This window comes from Pseudomonas sp. PS01300, from assembly GCF_029960155.1.
Lineage (GTDB): Bacteria > Pseudomonadota > Gammaproteobacteria > Pseudomonadales > Pseudomonadaceae > Aquipseudomonas > Aquipseudomonas palmensis.
Window position 1 is genome coordinate 16556 of the sequence record NZ_JASCPN010000044.1, and the last position, 14417, is coordinate 30972.

Consider the following 14417-nt stretch of genomic DNA (forward strand, 5'->3'; position numbering starts at 1 on the left):
CGAACGCACAAATACGGCAGAAGCAGCCCAGAACCTGTGTGCTTCTTGCACAGATCACATCTTGATTTCCCATCGTGGTTCAGCGTAGTACGCCCGCGCATACTCGACCAATGCCCGAACCTTGGGCGCCAGATAGCGGCTTTGGGGGAACATCGCGTACACGTGCCGGGAGGGCTGCTGCCATTCGGGCAGCACCTGTACCAGGCGCCCGTCGAGCAGGGCGTCATGCACGATGAAGCGGTCGAAGCTGGCGATACCCAGGCCGGCAATGGCCGCCGCACGCAACGCCATCGGCGAGTTGGCGCTCAGCCGGCTGGGCATTGCCACGTCCAGGCGCTGCCCGTCGGGCCCCTGCAGGCTCAGCCGTTGCGGCTGGGCCAGGCGGTTGTAGCCGAGCAACGCATGCTCGCCCAGGGTGTGCGGTTCGATGGGGGCCGGCCAGCGCTGCAGGTACGCGGGGGCGGCTACCAGCACGACTTCGCTGACGGCCAGTTGCCGGGCCACCAGGTTGGAGTCGGGCAGGTGGGTGGTCACCCGCAGGCACACATCGACCCCTTCTTCGAGCATGTCCACAAAGCGGTCGGTGCAGATGAGCTCCACCTGCAACTGGTCGAAGCGCTCGACGAAGTCCGGTAGCCAGCGCCCCAGCTCCAGTTCACCGAATGCCGTGGCCACGCTCAGGCGCAGGGTGCCTGTGGGTTGCTGCTGGTGTTCGGAAATCTCCAGGCTCATGGCTTCGAGCTGCTCCAGCACCTGCACGCAATGGCGGTAGCACAGTGCGCCGGCTTCGGTGACGTGCAGGCGCCGCGTGGTGCGGCTGAGCAACTGGGTGCCGAGGTGGCGCTCCAGGTTCTTGACCTGGCGCGACAGCACGGTGTGCGATTGCCCGGTCAGGGCCGCAGCGGCGCTGAAACCACCACTCTCTACCACGCGGCGAAACGCCTGCATCGCGCTGATCTGGTCCATGGTCGGCTGGCTTTCATGAAGGAGTCGGGTCGCCAGTCTAGCAGCAGCCGGCGCGCCTACTCGTAGGCACTGACCCCGGCAATGTGCCGCCCGGCGATGTAGCCGAAGGTGGTCGCCGGCCCCAGATTGATCCCGCCCGCCGGGTAATGCCCGCCCATGATGCTGAGCATGTCGCTGCCGGCGGCATACAGGCCGGCAATCGGCTGCTGCTGTGCATCCAGTACCTGGGCGTGGGCATTGGTCCTGAGCCCGGCAAAGGTGCCGAAGCAGCCCGGCTCCACCTTCACCGCATAGAACGGCCCCTGCTCGATGGGCGCCACGCACGGGTTGGGCCGGTGCAGCGCATCGCCCTGCTTGCGGTTGTAGGGCGTGCTGCCACGGCCGAACTGCGGGTCTTCGCCGTGGCGCGCATGGCGGTTGTAGTCGCTGAGCGTGGCACTCAGGCCCTGGGGGTCGATGCCGCAGGCGATGGCCAGCGCCTCGATGCTGTCGCCGCACTTGAGGTAGCCGCTGCGAATGAAGGGCGCCACCGGCAGTGGGAAGGGCCGGGAGATGCCCAGGCCGTAGCGGCGCTGGAAGGCGTGGCTGCAGATCAGCCACGAGGCCACCTGCTCGCCGGGCGCGTTGGCGACCATTGCACTCACGTAGTCGTAATAGCCGTTGGCTTCGTTGACGAAGCGCTTGCCGTTGGCCAGCACACCGATGATGCCGGGCTTGGCACGTTCGATGATGTGCGGGAAATGGCCGAAGCTGCCGTCCTTGTACGGCACTTTCGACACCGGGGCCCAGGCCACCGGGCTTGCCAGGTCGTCGACCACGTGTGCGCCCACGCTCTCGCCCAGGCGCAGGCCATCGCCGCTGGCGCCCAGCGGCGGCAAGGCCAGGTGCTCATGCCCGGTGGGGGTACGCGGGAACAGCGCCTTGCGCCGCTCGATATCGTTGGGGAAGCCGCCGGCTGCCAGCACCACGGCCTTGCGCGCATGAATGCTCACGTCGCCGTTGGCCGTCTGCACCACCGCCCCCGTCACCCGGCCAGCGTTGTGCAGCAGGCGCTGCGCCGGGGCCGATGCCCACAGCAGCACGCCGAGGTCTTCGGCCGACTTGGCCAGACGCGCGATCAGGGCCACGCCGTTGACCAGCTGCATCGCCCGGCCGTAGCGTGCGAGGTCGAGCAGATGGCGTGCCAGGCGCTTGCCCACATGCAGCAGCGAGCGCCACGAACGGGTCAGGGTGAGAAAGGCGGTAAGGTCCTTGCCGGCCATGATCGGCATGCCCATGAATGAGGTTTCGCGCATCGTGCGGCGCAGTTGCCTGAGCAGCTTGCCGACCTTGCGCCCGTCATACGGGGCGGCGATCACCGAGCGCCCGCCCGTGCCGGCCCCGGGCGTGTCGCCGTGGATATCGGCAATGCCGTTGCCGTCGGCGAACTGCAGGGCGGTATGGCGTTCGAAGAACGACACCATGTGGGGCGCCGCCTCCAGGAACGCATCGATCATCGCCGGTTCGAAGCGTTCGCCCAGTTCGTGTTGCAGGTAGGTGCGCGGCAGCGAACGGTCCTCGACGATGCCGGCGCGCTGTGCCAGCGGGTTGCACGGTACCCACATCCAACCGCCGGACCAGGCCGTGGCGCCGCCGAACACCGGGTCCTTTTCGACCACGATGACCTTCTGCCCGTGAAAGGCGGCGGTCACCGCGGCGCTCAGGCCGGCAGCGCCGGAGCCGATGACCAGGACATCGCAGTCCACCGGGCGGGAGGTAGGGGTGTGGGCAGTCATGCTGGGTCCTCGCAGTGCGCGCAATTATTATTTTGGAACTAAGTTCCATATTCTATGATTGCACGTCGGCTGCCAAGGCCGTCGCCTGCAAAGTTGGGCGAAGATCGAACAGTGGTTTGCGCTTTGCCCGGCGCTCTTTAGAATCGGCGAAATTTTCAGGGACCGTGACCATGGCCGGCAGTCAGATCGAACGTGCTTTCAGCCTTCTCGAAAGCCTCACCAGCGAGCCGCGCGGGCTGCCGATGCAGACCCTGGCCGAGCAGTTGGACATCCCCAAGAGCGCGACCCATCGCATGCTCGCCGAGCTCATGCGCCTGGGCTACGTGCGCCAGAATCCGGAAAACAGCCGGTACCTGCTGAGCACCAAGCTGGTGGGCATGGGCTTTCGCTACCTGGCCCAGAGCGGTGCCGACATCGTCCAGCCGATTCTCGACCAGTTGGCCGCGCAGACCGGCGAGCTGGTGCGGCTGGGGATCATCGACGGCGAGCGCCAGGTGTGGATCGCCAAGGCCCAGGGCGCCCGCTCCGGCCTGCGCTACGACCCGGACATGGGGCGTGAGGCGCCGCTGTTCTACAGCGCGTCGGGGCATGCCTGGCTGGCCAGCCTGAGCGATGCCCAGGCGTTGCTGCTGGTGGAGCGCCAGGGCGTGGGCCGGCGCGAGGACTTCGGGCCGAACGCGCCAGCTTCCAATGCCCAGCTGCTGGAACGCCTGCGCATGGCGCGGGAACTGGGTTATGCGTGGGTGGTGGAGAGTTCGGCGCTGGGTACGTCGGCGTTGGCGGCGGTGGTGCGACACCCGCAGGATGGGCATGTGGTCGGGGTGTTGAGCGTGGCCGGGCCGACCGCGCGCCTGAACGAGGCGCGCCTGCACGAGCTGGCGCCGGCGTTGCTGGCGGCGGCGGCCGAGCTGTCGGCGGCCAGCCCGGCGTCGGAGCTGTTTGTCTAGACGCTTCGCTGGCAAGCCAGCGAAGCGGCCCTCAGGCAAACCAAGGCAGTTTTGTGGAGCGCAAAGCTGTTTTTTTTGTACTTGCATTGAAATTGGAACTAAGTTCTAAATAATGCAAATACAACAACGAACCCGAGACTCCTCCATGAACCCACGTGTCATGTCCCTGGCCGCCCTCACTGTCCTTGAGCTGTCCCCACCCCGGATGGTCGAAGTCGCCGCCCGGGCCGGCTACAGCCATGTCGGCCTGCGCCTCGAGCCGGCCACCCCCGAAGAACACCACTTCCCGCTGGCAAGCGACGCCGGCCTGCGCCGGCAGACAGCCGAGCGCCTGCGCGACACCGGCATCCGGGTGCTCGATGTGGAGATTCTGCGGCTCAAGCCCGACACCCTGGTCGCCAACTTCGAGGCCCTGCTCGCGGTGGGCGCCGACTTCGGTGCCAGTGAGCTGCTGGTTGCCGGCAACGACCCGGATGAACAGCGCCTGACCGACAACTTCGCGGCGCTGTGCGACCTGGCCGCGCCGTATGGCCTGCACCCGCACCTGGAGTTCATGCCGTGGACCGATGCCAAGGACCTGACCCAGGCCACCCGCATCGTCGAAAACGCCGGGCGCGCCAACGGCTGCGTGCTGGTCGATGCCTTCCACTTCGATCGCTCGGCGTCGCGCCTGGAAGACCTGCGCCGCTTGCCGGCCTCGTGCATCCGCTACGCGCAACTGTGCGACGTGGCGGGCCCGCGCCCCGACGACATGGCCGAGATCCTGCGTCAGGCGCGTAACGAGCGACGTTTTCCAGGGGATGGGGAGTGCGACCTGAACGGGTTGCTGCACAGCTTGCCGGCCGACCTGCCGCTGAGCCTGGAGATCCCCACGCGCCAGTTGCTGGAGCAGGGGGTGAGTGCGCTGCAGCGCGCGCAGTGGGCGCTGGAGAAGGCCCGCAAGGTAATGAACGCCGGCTCCCTGTAGGAGCCAGCGTTGCTGGCGAAGGGCTGCATTGCAGCCCGGGCTTACGCCTCGACTGTCGGGATCCTGCGCGGTGCCATGAAGTACATCCACAGCAGCGCGATGAAATACATCGCCGGAATCATGGTGAACAGCACGGTGTAGTTGTTGTTGGTGCTGGTCAGCACATGCCCCACGATCTGGGTCATGAACATCCCCCCGGTGGCCGCGCACATGCCGCCAAAGCCGAACACGGTGCTCATCATGTGCTTGGGCGTGTAGTCCATCACCAGGCTCCAGATGTTGGCGGTCCAGGCCTGGTGCGCGGCAATCGCCAGGGAGATGGCCAGTACCGCCACCCACAGGCTGCTGGCGCCTGCGGCGAAGATCACCCCGACGATGGTGGTGGCGAACAGCAGCATCGACAGCAGCCGCGCCTTCACCGGCGCCATGCCGCGGCCGATCATGAACGAGGACAGGATCCCGCCACCCACGCTGCCGAAGTCGGCACTGAGGTAGATCACGATCAGCGGGATGCCCATCTGCGTGACGCTGATGCCCAGGTTGTACTGCTGGTTCAGAAACGGCGGCAGCCAGTACAGGTAGAACCAGAACACCGGCGCGGTGATCGAGTAGGCCAGGGCAAAGGCCCAGGTGCCGCGCATGCGCAGGATACGGGTGAACGGCACGGCCGCCTGTTCAGGCTCGACCTCGCTCTGGATGTACGCCAGTTCCGCCTTGCTCACGCTCGGGTGGTTTTCCGGGTTGAAGTACTTCAGGCCCCAGAACGTGGCCCACACCAGGCCCAGCGCGCCCATGGCCATGAACGCCGCCTGCCAGCCCCACACAGTGAGGATCAGCGGCAGCAGCATCGGGGTGAACATGGCGCCGACGTTGGTGCCGGCGTTGAAGATGCCGGTGGCCACCGCCCGCTCGCCCGCCGGGAACCACAGCCGGGTGGTCTTCACGCAGGCCGGGTAGTTGGCCGCTTCGGTCAGGCCGAGGATGAAGCGACAGACCATGAAGCCCACCGCCGAGGTGGCCAGGCCGTGGGCGCCAGTGGCCAGGCTCCACAGCAGCACCGCGCAGAAGAACACGCGCTTGACGCCGATGCGGTCGATCAGCCGGCCCTGCAGCACGAAGCCGATGGCGTAGCCCACCTGGAACCAGAAGTTGATGTTGGCGTAGTCCATCGCCGTCCAGCTCATTTCCTTGGCCAGGATCGGCTGCATCACGCCCAGTGCGGCGCGGTCGATGTAGTTCAGGGTGGTGGCGAAGAATACCAGCGCCAGCATCACCCAGCGGGTCTTGCCGACGCCCATGGCGCCACGGATCTTGTCGCCGATGCCGGCGTGCGGGGTACTGGCCGATGGCTGGGCCAGGGGAGTGCTTTGGCTGTGGATCATGTGGTGATTACCCGTATTTTTATGTTTATGGGTCAAGCCAGGATGACACGCGGTACACCAGTCGACTACGGCAGGTTCGTCGGTGCTTTTGGCAAGATGCTCATCTGCCTGGTGGTAAGAAATGGTGCGCATTGGTCAAAAAAGGGTCAATTGATCTGGGCGGGTACTGGGCGATAATCGCACACAAAACTAACCAGTTCGTACCTTTTGATTGAGCTAGGATAAACCCCAGCCAATAATTCGTGCAGCTGGGCACTGCCTGCCCGTTGGAGCCTGAAGATGCAGCGTTCGATTGCCACCGTGTCCCTGAGCGGCACCTTGCCGGAAAAACTCGAAGCCATTGCCGCCGCCGGATTCGACGGCGTGGAGATCTTCGAAAACGACCTTCTCTACTACGACGGCAGCCCCCGCGAGATTCGCCAGCGCTGCACCGACCTGGGGCTGGACATCACCCTTTTCCAGCCGTTTCGCGATTTCGAGGGCTGCCCGCGCGGGCGCCTGGCGCGCAACCTGGAGCGCGCCGAGCGCAAGTTCGAACTGATGCAGGAACTGGGCACCGACCTGGTGCTGGTGTGCAGCAACGTGTCGGCCGACGCGCTGGGCGGCCAGCAACTGCTGGTCGACGACCTGAGCCTGCTGGCCGAGCGGGCCGCCGCCCACGGTGTGCGCATCGGCTACGAGGCGCTGGCCTGGGGGCGGCACGTGAACACCTGGCAGCAGGTGTGGGACATCGTGCGCCAGGCCGATCACGCCAACCTGGGCATGATCCTCGACAGCTTCCACACCCTGTCGCTCAAGGGCGACCCCAGCGCCATCGCGCAGGTGCCGGGGGACAAGATCTTCTTCGTGCAGATGGCCGATGCGCCGATCCTGGCCATGGATGTGCTGGAGTGGAGCCGGCATTTTCGCTGCTTCCCGGGGCAGGGCGAGTTCGACCTGCCGGGGTTTCTGGCGCCGATTCTGCAGGCCGGCTATTGCGGGCCGCTGTCGCTGGAGATCTTCAACGACGGTTTTCGTGCCGCGCCGCCACGGGCCAATGCCGCCGACGGCCTGCGTTCGCTGCTGTACCTGGAGGAAAAGACCCGTCAGTTGCTCGAACGCACCGCACCGCTGGCCGACCCTGAGCTGCTGTTCGCGCCGCCGCCGGCCAGCAGCTGCGATGGCATCGAGTTTCTCGAGTTTGCGGTCGACGACGCCTCGGGCGCCAAGCTGGGCAACTGGCTCGAAGGCCTGGGCTTTGCCCGTGCCGGCAAGCATCGTTCGAAGAATGTGAGCCTGCTGCGCCAGGGCGAGATCAACCTGATCCTCAACGCCGAGCCCTATTCGTTCGCGCACAACTTCTTCGAAAGCCACGGCCCGTCGCTGTGCGCCACGGCGATCCGGGTCAGGCACAGCGCCCAGGCGCTGGCCCGGGCGGTGGCCTATCACGGCCAGCCCTATCGTGGCCTGGTGGGGCCCAACGAACGTGAGCTGGCAGCGGTACGCGCGCCAGACGGCAGCCTGATCTACCTGGTGGACCAGGGCGCGGACGGACGCACCATCTACGACACCGACTTCAGCCTCAGCGAGCAACCGGCCCGTGGCCTGGGCCTGACCCGCATCGACCACATGGCACTGGCCCTGCCAGCCGACAGCCTGGACAGCTGGGTGCTGTTCTACAAAAGCCTGCTCGACTTCAGCGCCGATGACGAGGTGGTGCTCCCCGATCCCTATGGCCTGGTCAAGAGCCGCGCCCTGCGCAGCCAGTGCAGTTCGATCCGGCTGCCGTTGAACATCTCCGAAAACCGCAACACCGCGATTGCCCACGCGCTATCCAACTACCGCGGCTCGGGCGTGCATCACATCGCCTTCGACTGCCAGGACATCTTCGCCGCCGTCAAGCGCGCCAAGGAAGCCGGCGTGGCGCTGCTCGATATCCCGCTGAACTACTACGACGACCTGGCGGCCCGGTTCGACTTCGACGATCAGTTCCTGAGCGAGCTGGCCTACTACAACGTGCTGTACGACCGTGATGCCCAGGGCGGCGAGCTGTTCCACGTGTACACCGAGCCGTTCGAGGAGCGCTTCTTCTTCGAGGTGCTGCAGCGGCGCAATGGCTACAGCGGTTACGGTGCGGCCAACGTCGCGGTGCGCCTGGCAGCGATGGCCAAGGCGCGCAGCGGCGGGCTGCGGCATGCCAAGCTGTAACGTGTCAGCGCCCGTCAGGCTTTCTTCTGGCGCACCCCGGGGCCATAATCGCGCGGTTAACCGACTGGTCAAGAGCCCCGTATGACGACAACTCCAGCACCCTTGGCGGCACCTGCCGAGGCGCCGCGCAAGAGCCGCAAGAACAATCCTGAGAAAACCCGCGAGAACATTCTGCAGGCGGCCATCAGCGAGTTCGTGCAGCAAGGCCTGGCCGGTGCCCGGGTCGATGCGATCGCCGAGCGCACCCAGACCTCCAAGCGCATGATCTACTACTACTTCAACAGCAAGGAGCAGCTGTATGTGGAGGTGCTGGAGAAGCTTTACGGCGATATCCGCAGCACCGAAAGCAACCTGCACCTGGCTGAACTGGAGCCGCGCCAGGGCATTCGCCGGCTGATCGAGTTCACCTTCGATCACCATGATCGCAATGTCGACTTCGTGCGTATCGTGTGCAACGAAAACATGCACCACGGCGAGTACGTCAAGCAGTCGGCCGCGATCCGCTCGATGAACAAGACGGTGCTCACCGCGCTGGACGAGATACTCCAGCGCGGGGCTGCCGAGGGGGTGTTCCGCCAGGGCCTGACGGCGCTGGACGTTCACCTGCTGATCAGCTCGTTCTGCTTCTATCGCGTGTCCAACCGGCACACCTTTGGCGAGATCTTCCAGGTGGATTTCGAGGACAAGGCGCTCAAGGACAAGCACCGCGAGATGATCTGCGAGTCGGTACTGCGCTACCTGCAGGCGTGATGCCAGGGAGCCTCCAGTCGCCGGCAGGGCCGGCACCTGCGGGTTGACCACCCTGTACAGGTGCCGGCTAAGCGTTCAATCCCCCAGGCTGTTGAAGTGCCCGATCATGCGCTGTGCATCCGGCACCACGCCGCTGAACAGCTCGAAGGCCTTCACCGCCTGAAACACCGCCATGTTGGCCCCGTTGAGCGTGCGGCATCCCAGTGCCCGCGCCTCGCGCAGCAATTGGGTCTCCAGCGGGAAGTACACGATCTCGGCCACCCACATTTCGGCGCGCAGCAGCGCCCTGGGCACCGGCATGCCCGGCAGCTTGGCCATGCCCATGGGGGTGGTGTTGACCAGCCCGCAGGCCTGGCCCATGGCCGCTTGCAGGTCATGCCCGCAGCGTGCCGGGCTGCCCTCGAAATGCTGGTTGAGGTTGTCTGCCAGTGCCTGGGCCCGGGCGGGCTCCACATCGAAGAGCGTCAGCTGGGCCACCCCTTCGCTGAGCAGCGCATGGGCCACCGCGGCACCCGCACCGCCTGCGCCCATCTGCACCACATGACGGCGTGAAACATCACCCAGGCCACGCCTGAAACCTTCGGCAAACCCCAGGCAGTCGGTGTTGTGGCCGATGCGTCGACCGTCCTTGAGCACCACGGTGTTCACCGCGCCGATACCACGCGCCTCGGGCGACAGCTCGTCGAGCAGGGGCACGATCGCCTGCTTGCACGGGAAGGTGATGTTGAGCCCGGTAAAGCCCATGTACTCGGCCGCGGTCAGCAGTTCTTCGAGGGCGCTGCTGTCCAGCTTCATCTGGTCCAGGTCGATCAGCCGGTACAGGTAGTTGATGCCCTGGGCGGCGCCTTCGTGCTCGTGCAGGGCCGGGGTACGCGAGGCCTGGATGCCGGCGCCGATCAGGCCGGCGAGAATGCCGGAAGGGGAGGCCAAACTCATCGGTAAAACTCCATTGTTGTTCTTGGCAGGGGGAGGGAGCGTCACGACTAAAATGTACTGACTGGTTAATATGGTCAATCGGGGCGGGCCGTGCATTGATCGTTTCTGTTCGCTGATCGAACAAGCTGTGCTAAACCTGTTGTTTTGCACGGCACCACGGAGGGCGACATGGCGGCGCAGTTCGAAGAGATGCGGGACGTTCACGACACCTGGCCGGGCCTGGCCAGCCTGACCCAGTCGGTTTTCGCCGGGTTGGGCGCCAGGGGCTTCAGGAATCCGTTCCGGCTCGAGCGCTCTACAGCCACCTGCCTGCTGTTGATCGATGGCTTGGGCTGGAACCTGCTCAAGGCGCACGCCGAGCATGCACCGTTCCTGGCCGCGCTGATGCAGCCCGACAGCCATTTCAAGGTCGGCTTCCCGGCCACCACTGCCGCCAGCCTGGCCGCCGTGACCTCCGGCATGGGCAGCGGTGCGCATGGCATCGTGGGCTGCGATTTCGCCCTGGATGCACATTCGGTGTTCTCGCCGCTGTCATGGACCACTGCGGCCGCGCAGACGGGCAGCGTGCCGACCGCAGCGCCTGTCGCGGCCTCCTTCATCGTGCCGCAGACCGCCTGGGAAGACGCGGCCGCCCAGGGCGTACAGATCAGCACGGTCATGCTCGGGCGCTTTGCCGACTCGGACTTCACCCGTGCCATCTACAAGGCCGGCGGCATCCTTGCCGCGCCGGCCTACGATGCCTATCCCGAGCTGGTGCGTAGCGCACTGGAGGTGGAGGCGCCAGCCTTCTGCTTTGCCTATTTCGGTGACCTGGACTTTGCCGGGCACCTGTATGGGCCGGGCTCGCCCGACTGGTGCAGGCAACTGGAGATTGCCGATCAGCTGGCCCGCGACATTGCCGGGCGCCTGCCGCGCTCGGCGCGCATGCTCGTGATTGCCGACCACGGCATGCTCGACCTGGACCGCGCCCAGGTGCATGACTTCGATACCGACAGTGCCTTGCAGGACGGGGTGCGGGCGATGGCCGGGGACATCCGGGCGCGCTACCTGTACACCCACGAGCATCAGCAGGACCGCGTGCACGAGCGCTGGCAGAACCGCCTGGGGGATGAATACCGGGTGTTGAGCAAGGCGCAGGCGATTGGCGCGGGGTTGTTCGGGGACGTGATGCTGAGCCAGGCCGAGGGGCGTATCGGGGACCTGATCGTGGTTCCGACCGGGGCCGGCGGGATCATTCGCAGCGTGGAGGAGAAGCACCCCAGCCAGTGGCGCGGGCACCATGGGGCGTTGACGGACGCGGACCAGGTGGTGCCGCTGTTGATGTACTCAGGTTAGGGCCATCGCGGGTCAAGCCCGCTCCCACAGGTACCCCACTGCCCTTCAGAGCCGTGACATTCCTGTGTGAGCGGGCTTGACCCGCGATAGAACACCGCCGATCCGGGCCTAGCGCCGAACCAGCAGCACCCCGCTTTCCATATGGTGCGTATACGGGAACTGGTCAAACAGCGCACACCGCTCGATACGGTGCGTATCGCTCAACTGCTCGATGTTCGCCGCCAGTGTCTCGGGGTTGCACGAGATGTACAGGATGTTATCGAAGCGCCGGGTCAGCTCGCAGGTGTCCGGGTCCATGCCCGCGCGCGGCGGGTCGACGAACACGCTGCCAAAGGCATAGCTTTTCAGGTCGATGCCTTCCAGGCGCCGGAACGGCCGCACCTCGTTCAGGGCCTCGGTCAGCTCTTCGGCCGACAGGCGCACCAGGCGCACGTTATCCACGCCGTTGTCGTCCAGGTTGTGCAGCGCGGCGTTCACCGAGGTCTTGCTGATCTCGGTGGCCAGCACCTTGCGCACCCGCGTGGCCAGCGGCAGGGTGAAGTTGCCGTTGCCGCAGTACAGCTCCAGCAGGTCGTCCTCGCGCTCGCCCAGGGCCTCGTAGGCCCAGTTGAGCATCTTCTGGTTCACCGTGCCGTTGGGCTGGGTGAACGCGCCTTCTGGCTGGCGATAGCGGAAAGTGCGCCCGCCCACGGCCAGCTCTTCAACCGCATAGTCACGGCCGATCACCACGCGCTTGCCCTTGGAGCGCCCGATGATGCTCACGCCCAGGTCGGTCGCCAGTTGCCGGGCAGCGGCTTCCCAATGCTCGTCCAGGGGACGGTGGTAGCACAGGGTGATCATCGCGTCGCCCGCCAGGGTGGTCAGGAACTCCACCTGGAACAGCTTGAAGCTCAGCGCCGAACTGGCCTGCCACGCCGCCTTGAGCTGCGGCATCAACTGGTTGATGCGCTGGCTGGCGATGGGGAAGTCGTCGATCAGGATCGCCTGGTGCTTTTCACCCGGGGCGAACATTGCGTAGTGACGCTGCTCGTTCTCGCGCCACAGGCGAAACTCGGCGCGCAGGCGGTAATGCTCGCGCGGCGAGTCGAACACCGCCGGCTCCGGCGCGCCGAATGGCGCCAGCAGCGCGCGCAGGCGCTCGACCTTGGCCTCAAGCTGCGCGGTGTAGGTAGTCGGGTCGTAGACGGAACTCATGCGGCGTACCAGCCCAGCTTGATCACGAACAGGATGGAGAGCACCACCAGCGCCGAGTTCAGTTCATGCCGGCGGCCCGAGATCAGCTTGATCACGGTCCAGGAGATGAAGCCGAAGGCGATGCCGTTGGCAATCGAATAGGTCAGCGGCATGGCCAGCGCGGTGACCACCACCGGGGCGGCCTCGGTCACGTCGTCCCAGTTGATTTCCGCCAGGCCCGAGGCCATCAGCACGGCGACGAACAGCAGTGCAGGCGCGGTTGCGAAGGCCGGAACGCTGCCGGCCAGCGGGGCGAAGAACAGTGCCAGCAGGAACAGCCCAGCCACCACGATGGCGGTCAGCCCGGTGCGTCCGCCGGCACTCACGCCGGCCGCCGATTCGATATAGCTGGTGGTGGTCGAGGTGCCCAGCAGCGAGCCGGCCATGGCCGCGGTGCTGTCGGCGATCAGGGCGCGGCCCATCTTCGGCATGTGGCCGTCCTTGCCCATCAGCCCGGCGCGCTTGGCCACGCCGATCAGGGTGCCGGAGTTGTCGAACAGGTCGACGAACAGGAAGGCGAAGATCACGCTGATCAGGCCGACATCCAGTGCGCCCTTGATGTCCAGCTGCAGGAAGGTCGGGGCCAGCGAGGGCGGCATCGACACGATGCCGTTGAACGGGGTGTAGCCCAGGCCTATGGAGGCGACGGTGACCGCCAGGATGCCGATCAGCACGGCGCCGCGTACCTTCATCGCCTCGAGCGCGACGATCAGGAAGAAGCCCAGGGTGGCCAGTACCGGTGCCGGGTTGCGCAGGTCGCCCAGGCCCACCAGGGTGGCCGGGTTGTCGACCACGATGCCGGCGTTGTGCAGGGCGATCAGCGCCAGGAACAGGCCGATGCCGGCGGCAATTGCCGAACGCAGCGGCAGCGGAATGCTGTTGACGATCCATTCGCGGATGCGAAAGATCGACAGCAGGAAGAACAGCACCGCCGAAATGAATACCGCCCCCAGTGCCACCTGCCAGGTGTGGCCCATGTGCAGCACCACGGTGTAGGTGAAGAAGGCGTTCAGGCCCATGCCCGGCGCCAGCGCGATCGGGTAGTTGGCGATCAGCCCCATCACCGCCGAACCGATGGCGGCAGCCAGGCACGTGGCGACGAAGATCGCGCCCTTGTCCATGCCGGTCTCGCCGAGGATGCTCGGGTTGACGAACAGGATGTAGGCCATGGCCAGGAAGGTGGTGACCCCCGCCAGGATTTCGGTGCGCACGTTGGTATTGTGCGCTTTCAGTTGAAACAGCCTTTCCAGCATGCCAGCTCCCCGTGGCGCACTGCGGCGCCTTGAATGTTCGACCCCATCAGCAAAGCACAGACTGTACCGGACACGGGGTGCCGGACTGAGTGATTTTTGAATGGGCCGCAAAAAAGCCGCGCATCATATCAGCAAGACCGCCACTTTTGGACCAGGACCATGACCGTGCAGCTGATTCACTACGATGCGCTGACCCCGGCCCAGCGCGCAGGCCTGCCCGGCATCGAGGTGCTGGCGGCGCAGCGGGCGTTTTGCGGTGACATCGAGGGCGCGCTGCATACCCTGCTGAACCGGCCCGGCGACGATGTGCGCGGGCTGGCGCTGCTGGTGGGGGGCGTGCCGCAGGGCTTCCTGCTGCTCAAGCGTGGTGCACACCTGCCGCCGTGGGCCCGCCATGATGCGGCCACCTTGCATGCCCTGCAGGTGGACTGGCGGGCGCAGGGGCAGGGGCTTGGCCGCTGGTGCCTGGCGGCGCTGCCGGCGCGGGTGCGCGAAGTGTGGCCGCAGGTGCGTTGCCTGCAACTGTCGGTGGATACCGACAATCAGGCGGCGTTGAGGCTGTACCGCGCGGCGGGGTGGGTGGACAGCGGCGAGGGGTATCGCGGGCGGGTGGGGTATGAGCGGCAGATGACCCTGATGCTTTGATCTGGCTGGCCTCATTACGGGTCAATCCCGCCCCCACAGAT

At 65.9% G+C, this 14417-nt stretch carries 12 protein-coding genes; 6 read left to right on the forward strand and 6 right to left on the reverse strand.

Annotated features, from left to right (window positions below; all coding sequences use genetic code 11):
* Window positions 1–54: 54 nt before the first annotated feature.
* Entirely contained in the window at window positions 55–966 is a 912-nt protein-coding gene (locus tag QMX96_RS19230) for a LysR family transcriptional regulator (protein ID WP_078481788.1), read from the reverse strand.
* Window positions 967–1022: 56 nt separating this feature from the next.
* The gene (locus QMX96_RS19235) at window positions 1023–2741 is read right to left on the reverse strand and encodes an FAD-dependent oxidoreductase (protein WP_043860694.1); all 1719 of its coding nucleotides are present in this window, start codon (window positions 2739–2741) and stop codon (window positions 1023–1025) included.
* Between the two features lie 170 nt (window positions 2742–2911).
* Here QMX96_RS19235 and QMX96_RS19240 point away from each other — a divergent pair, with 170 nt between their 5' ends.
* On the forward strand, window positions 2912–3688 hold the full coding sequence (locus QMX96_RS19240) for an IclR family transcriptional regulator (RefSeq protein WP_043860693.1): 777 nt from the start codon (window positions 2912–2914) through the stop codon (window positions 3686–3688).
* Between the two features lie 145 nt (window positions 3689–3833).
* Complete coding sequence (locus tag QMX96_RS19245; RefSeq protein WP_282362231.1) at window positions 3834–4655, forward strand: sugar phosphate isomerase/epimerase; 822 nt, start codon at window positions 3834–3836, stop codon at window positions 4653–4655.
* Window positions 4656–4696: 41 nt separating this feature from the next.
* Here QMX96_RS19245 and QMX96_RS19250 read toward each other — a convergent pair whose 3' ends face one another.
* A complete protein-coding gene (locus QMX96_RS19250) occupies window positions 4697–6037 on the reverse strand; it encodes an MFS transporter (RefSeq protein WP_043860691.1) in 1341 nt (446 codons plus the stop codon).
* Between the two features lie 279 nt (window positions 6038–6316).
* Between QMX96_RS19250 and quiC the strand changes: the two genes are divergently transcribed.
* Together quiC and QMX96_RS19260 are read left to right on the forward strand one after the other, a co-directional pair.
* Window positions 6317–8224 carry a 3-dehydroshikimate dehydratase QuiC gene (quiC, locus tag QMX96_RS19255; protein ID WP_282362232.1) on the forward strand — a complete coding sequence of 636 codons (1908 nt, stop codon included), beginning with the start codon at window positions 6317–6319 and terminating at the stop codon, window positions 8222–8224.
* Window positions 8225–8305: 81 nt separating this feature from the next.
* Entirely contained in the window at window positions 8306–8974 is a 669-nt protein-coding gene (locus tag QMX96_RS19260) for a TetR/AcrR family transcriptional regulator (protein ID WP_043860689.1), read from the forward strand.
* A gap of 75 nt (window positions 8975–9049) precedes the next feature.
* Here the strand turns inward: QMX96_RS19260 and QMX96_RS19265 are convergent, their stop codons facing one another.
* Entirely contained in the window at window positions 9050–9904 is an 855-nt protein-coding gene (locus QMX96_RS19265) for a shikimate dehydrogenase (RefSeq protein ID WP_282362237.1), read from the reverse strand.
* Between the two features lie 174 nt (window positions 9905–10078).
* On the opposite strand from QMX96_RS19265, the gene QMX96_RS19270 reads away from it, so the two are divergent.
* Window positions 10079–11245: an alkaline phosphatase family protein gene (locus QMX96_RS19270; protein ID WP_054916560.1), complete on the forward strand. Its 1167-nt coding sequence runs from the start codon at window positions 10079–10081 to the stop codon at window positions 11243–11245.
* Window positions 11246–11353: 108 nt separating this feature from the next.
* On the opposite strand, the gene trmA is transcribed toward QMX96_RS19270, so the two are convergent.
* Both trmA and QMX96_RS19280 read right to left on the reverse strand, forming a co-directional pair.
* Window positions 11354–12439, reverse strand: a complete 1086-nt coding sequence (gene trmA / locus QMX96_RS19275; RefSeq protein WP_043860686.1) for a tRNA (uridine(54)-C5)-methyltransferase TrmA — start codon at window positions 12437–12439, stop codon at window positions 11354–11356.
* Window positions 12436–13731: an NCS2 family permease gene (locus QMX96_RS19280; RefSeq protein WP_043860685.1), complete on the reverse strand. Its 1296-nt coding sequence runs from the start codon at window positions 13729–13731 to the stop codon at window positions 12436–12438. Before QMX96_RS19280 ends, trmA begins: the two co-directional genes overlap by 4 nt.
* A gap of 159 nt (window positions 13732–13890) precedes the next feature.
* On the opposite strand from QMX96_RS19280, the gene QMX96_RS19285 reads away from it, so the two are divergent.
* Complete coding sequence (locus QMX96_RS19285; RefSeq protein ID WP_054916561.1) at window positions 13891–14376, forward strand: GNAT family N-acetyltransferase; 486 nt, start codon at window positions 13891–13893, stop codon at window positions 14374–14376.
* Window positions 14377–14417 lie beyond the last annotated feature (41 nt).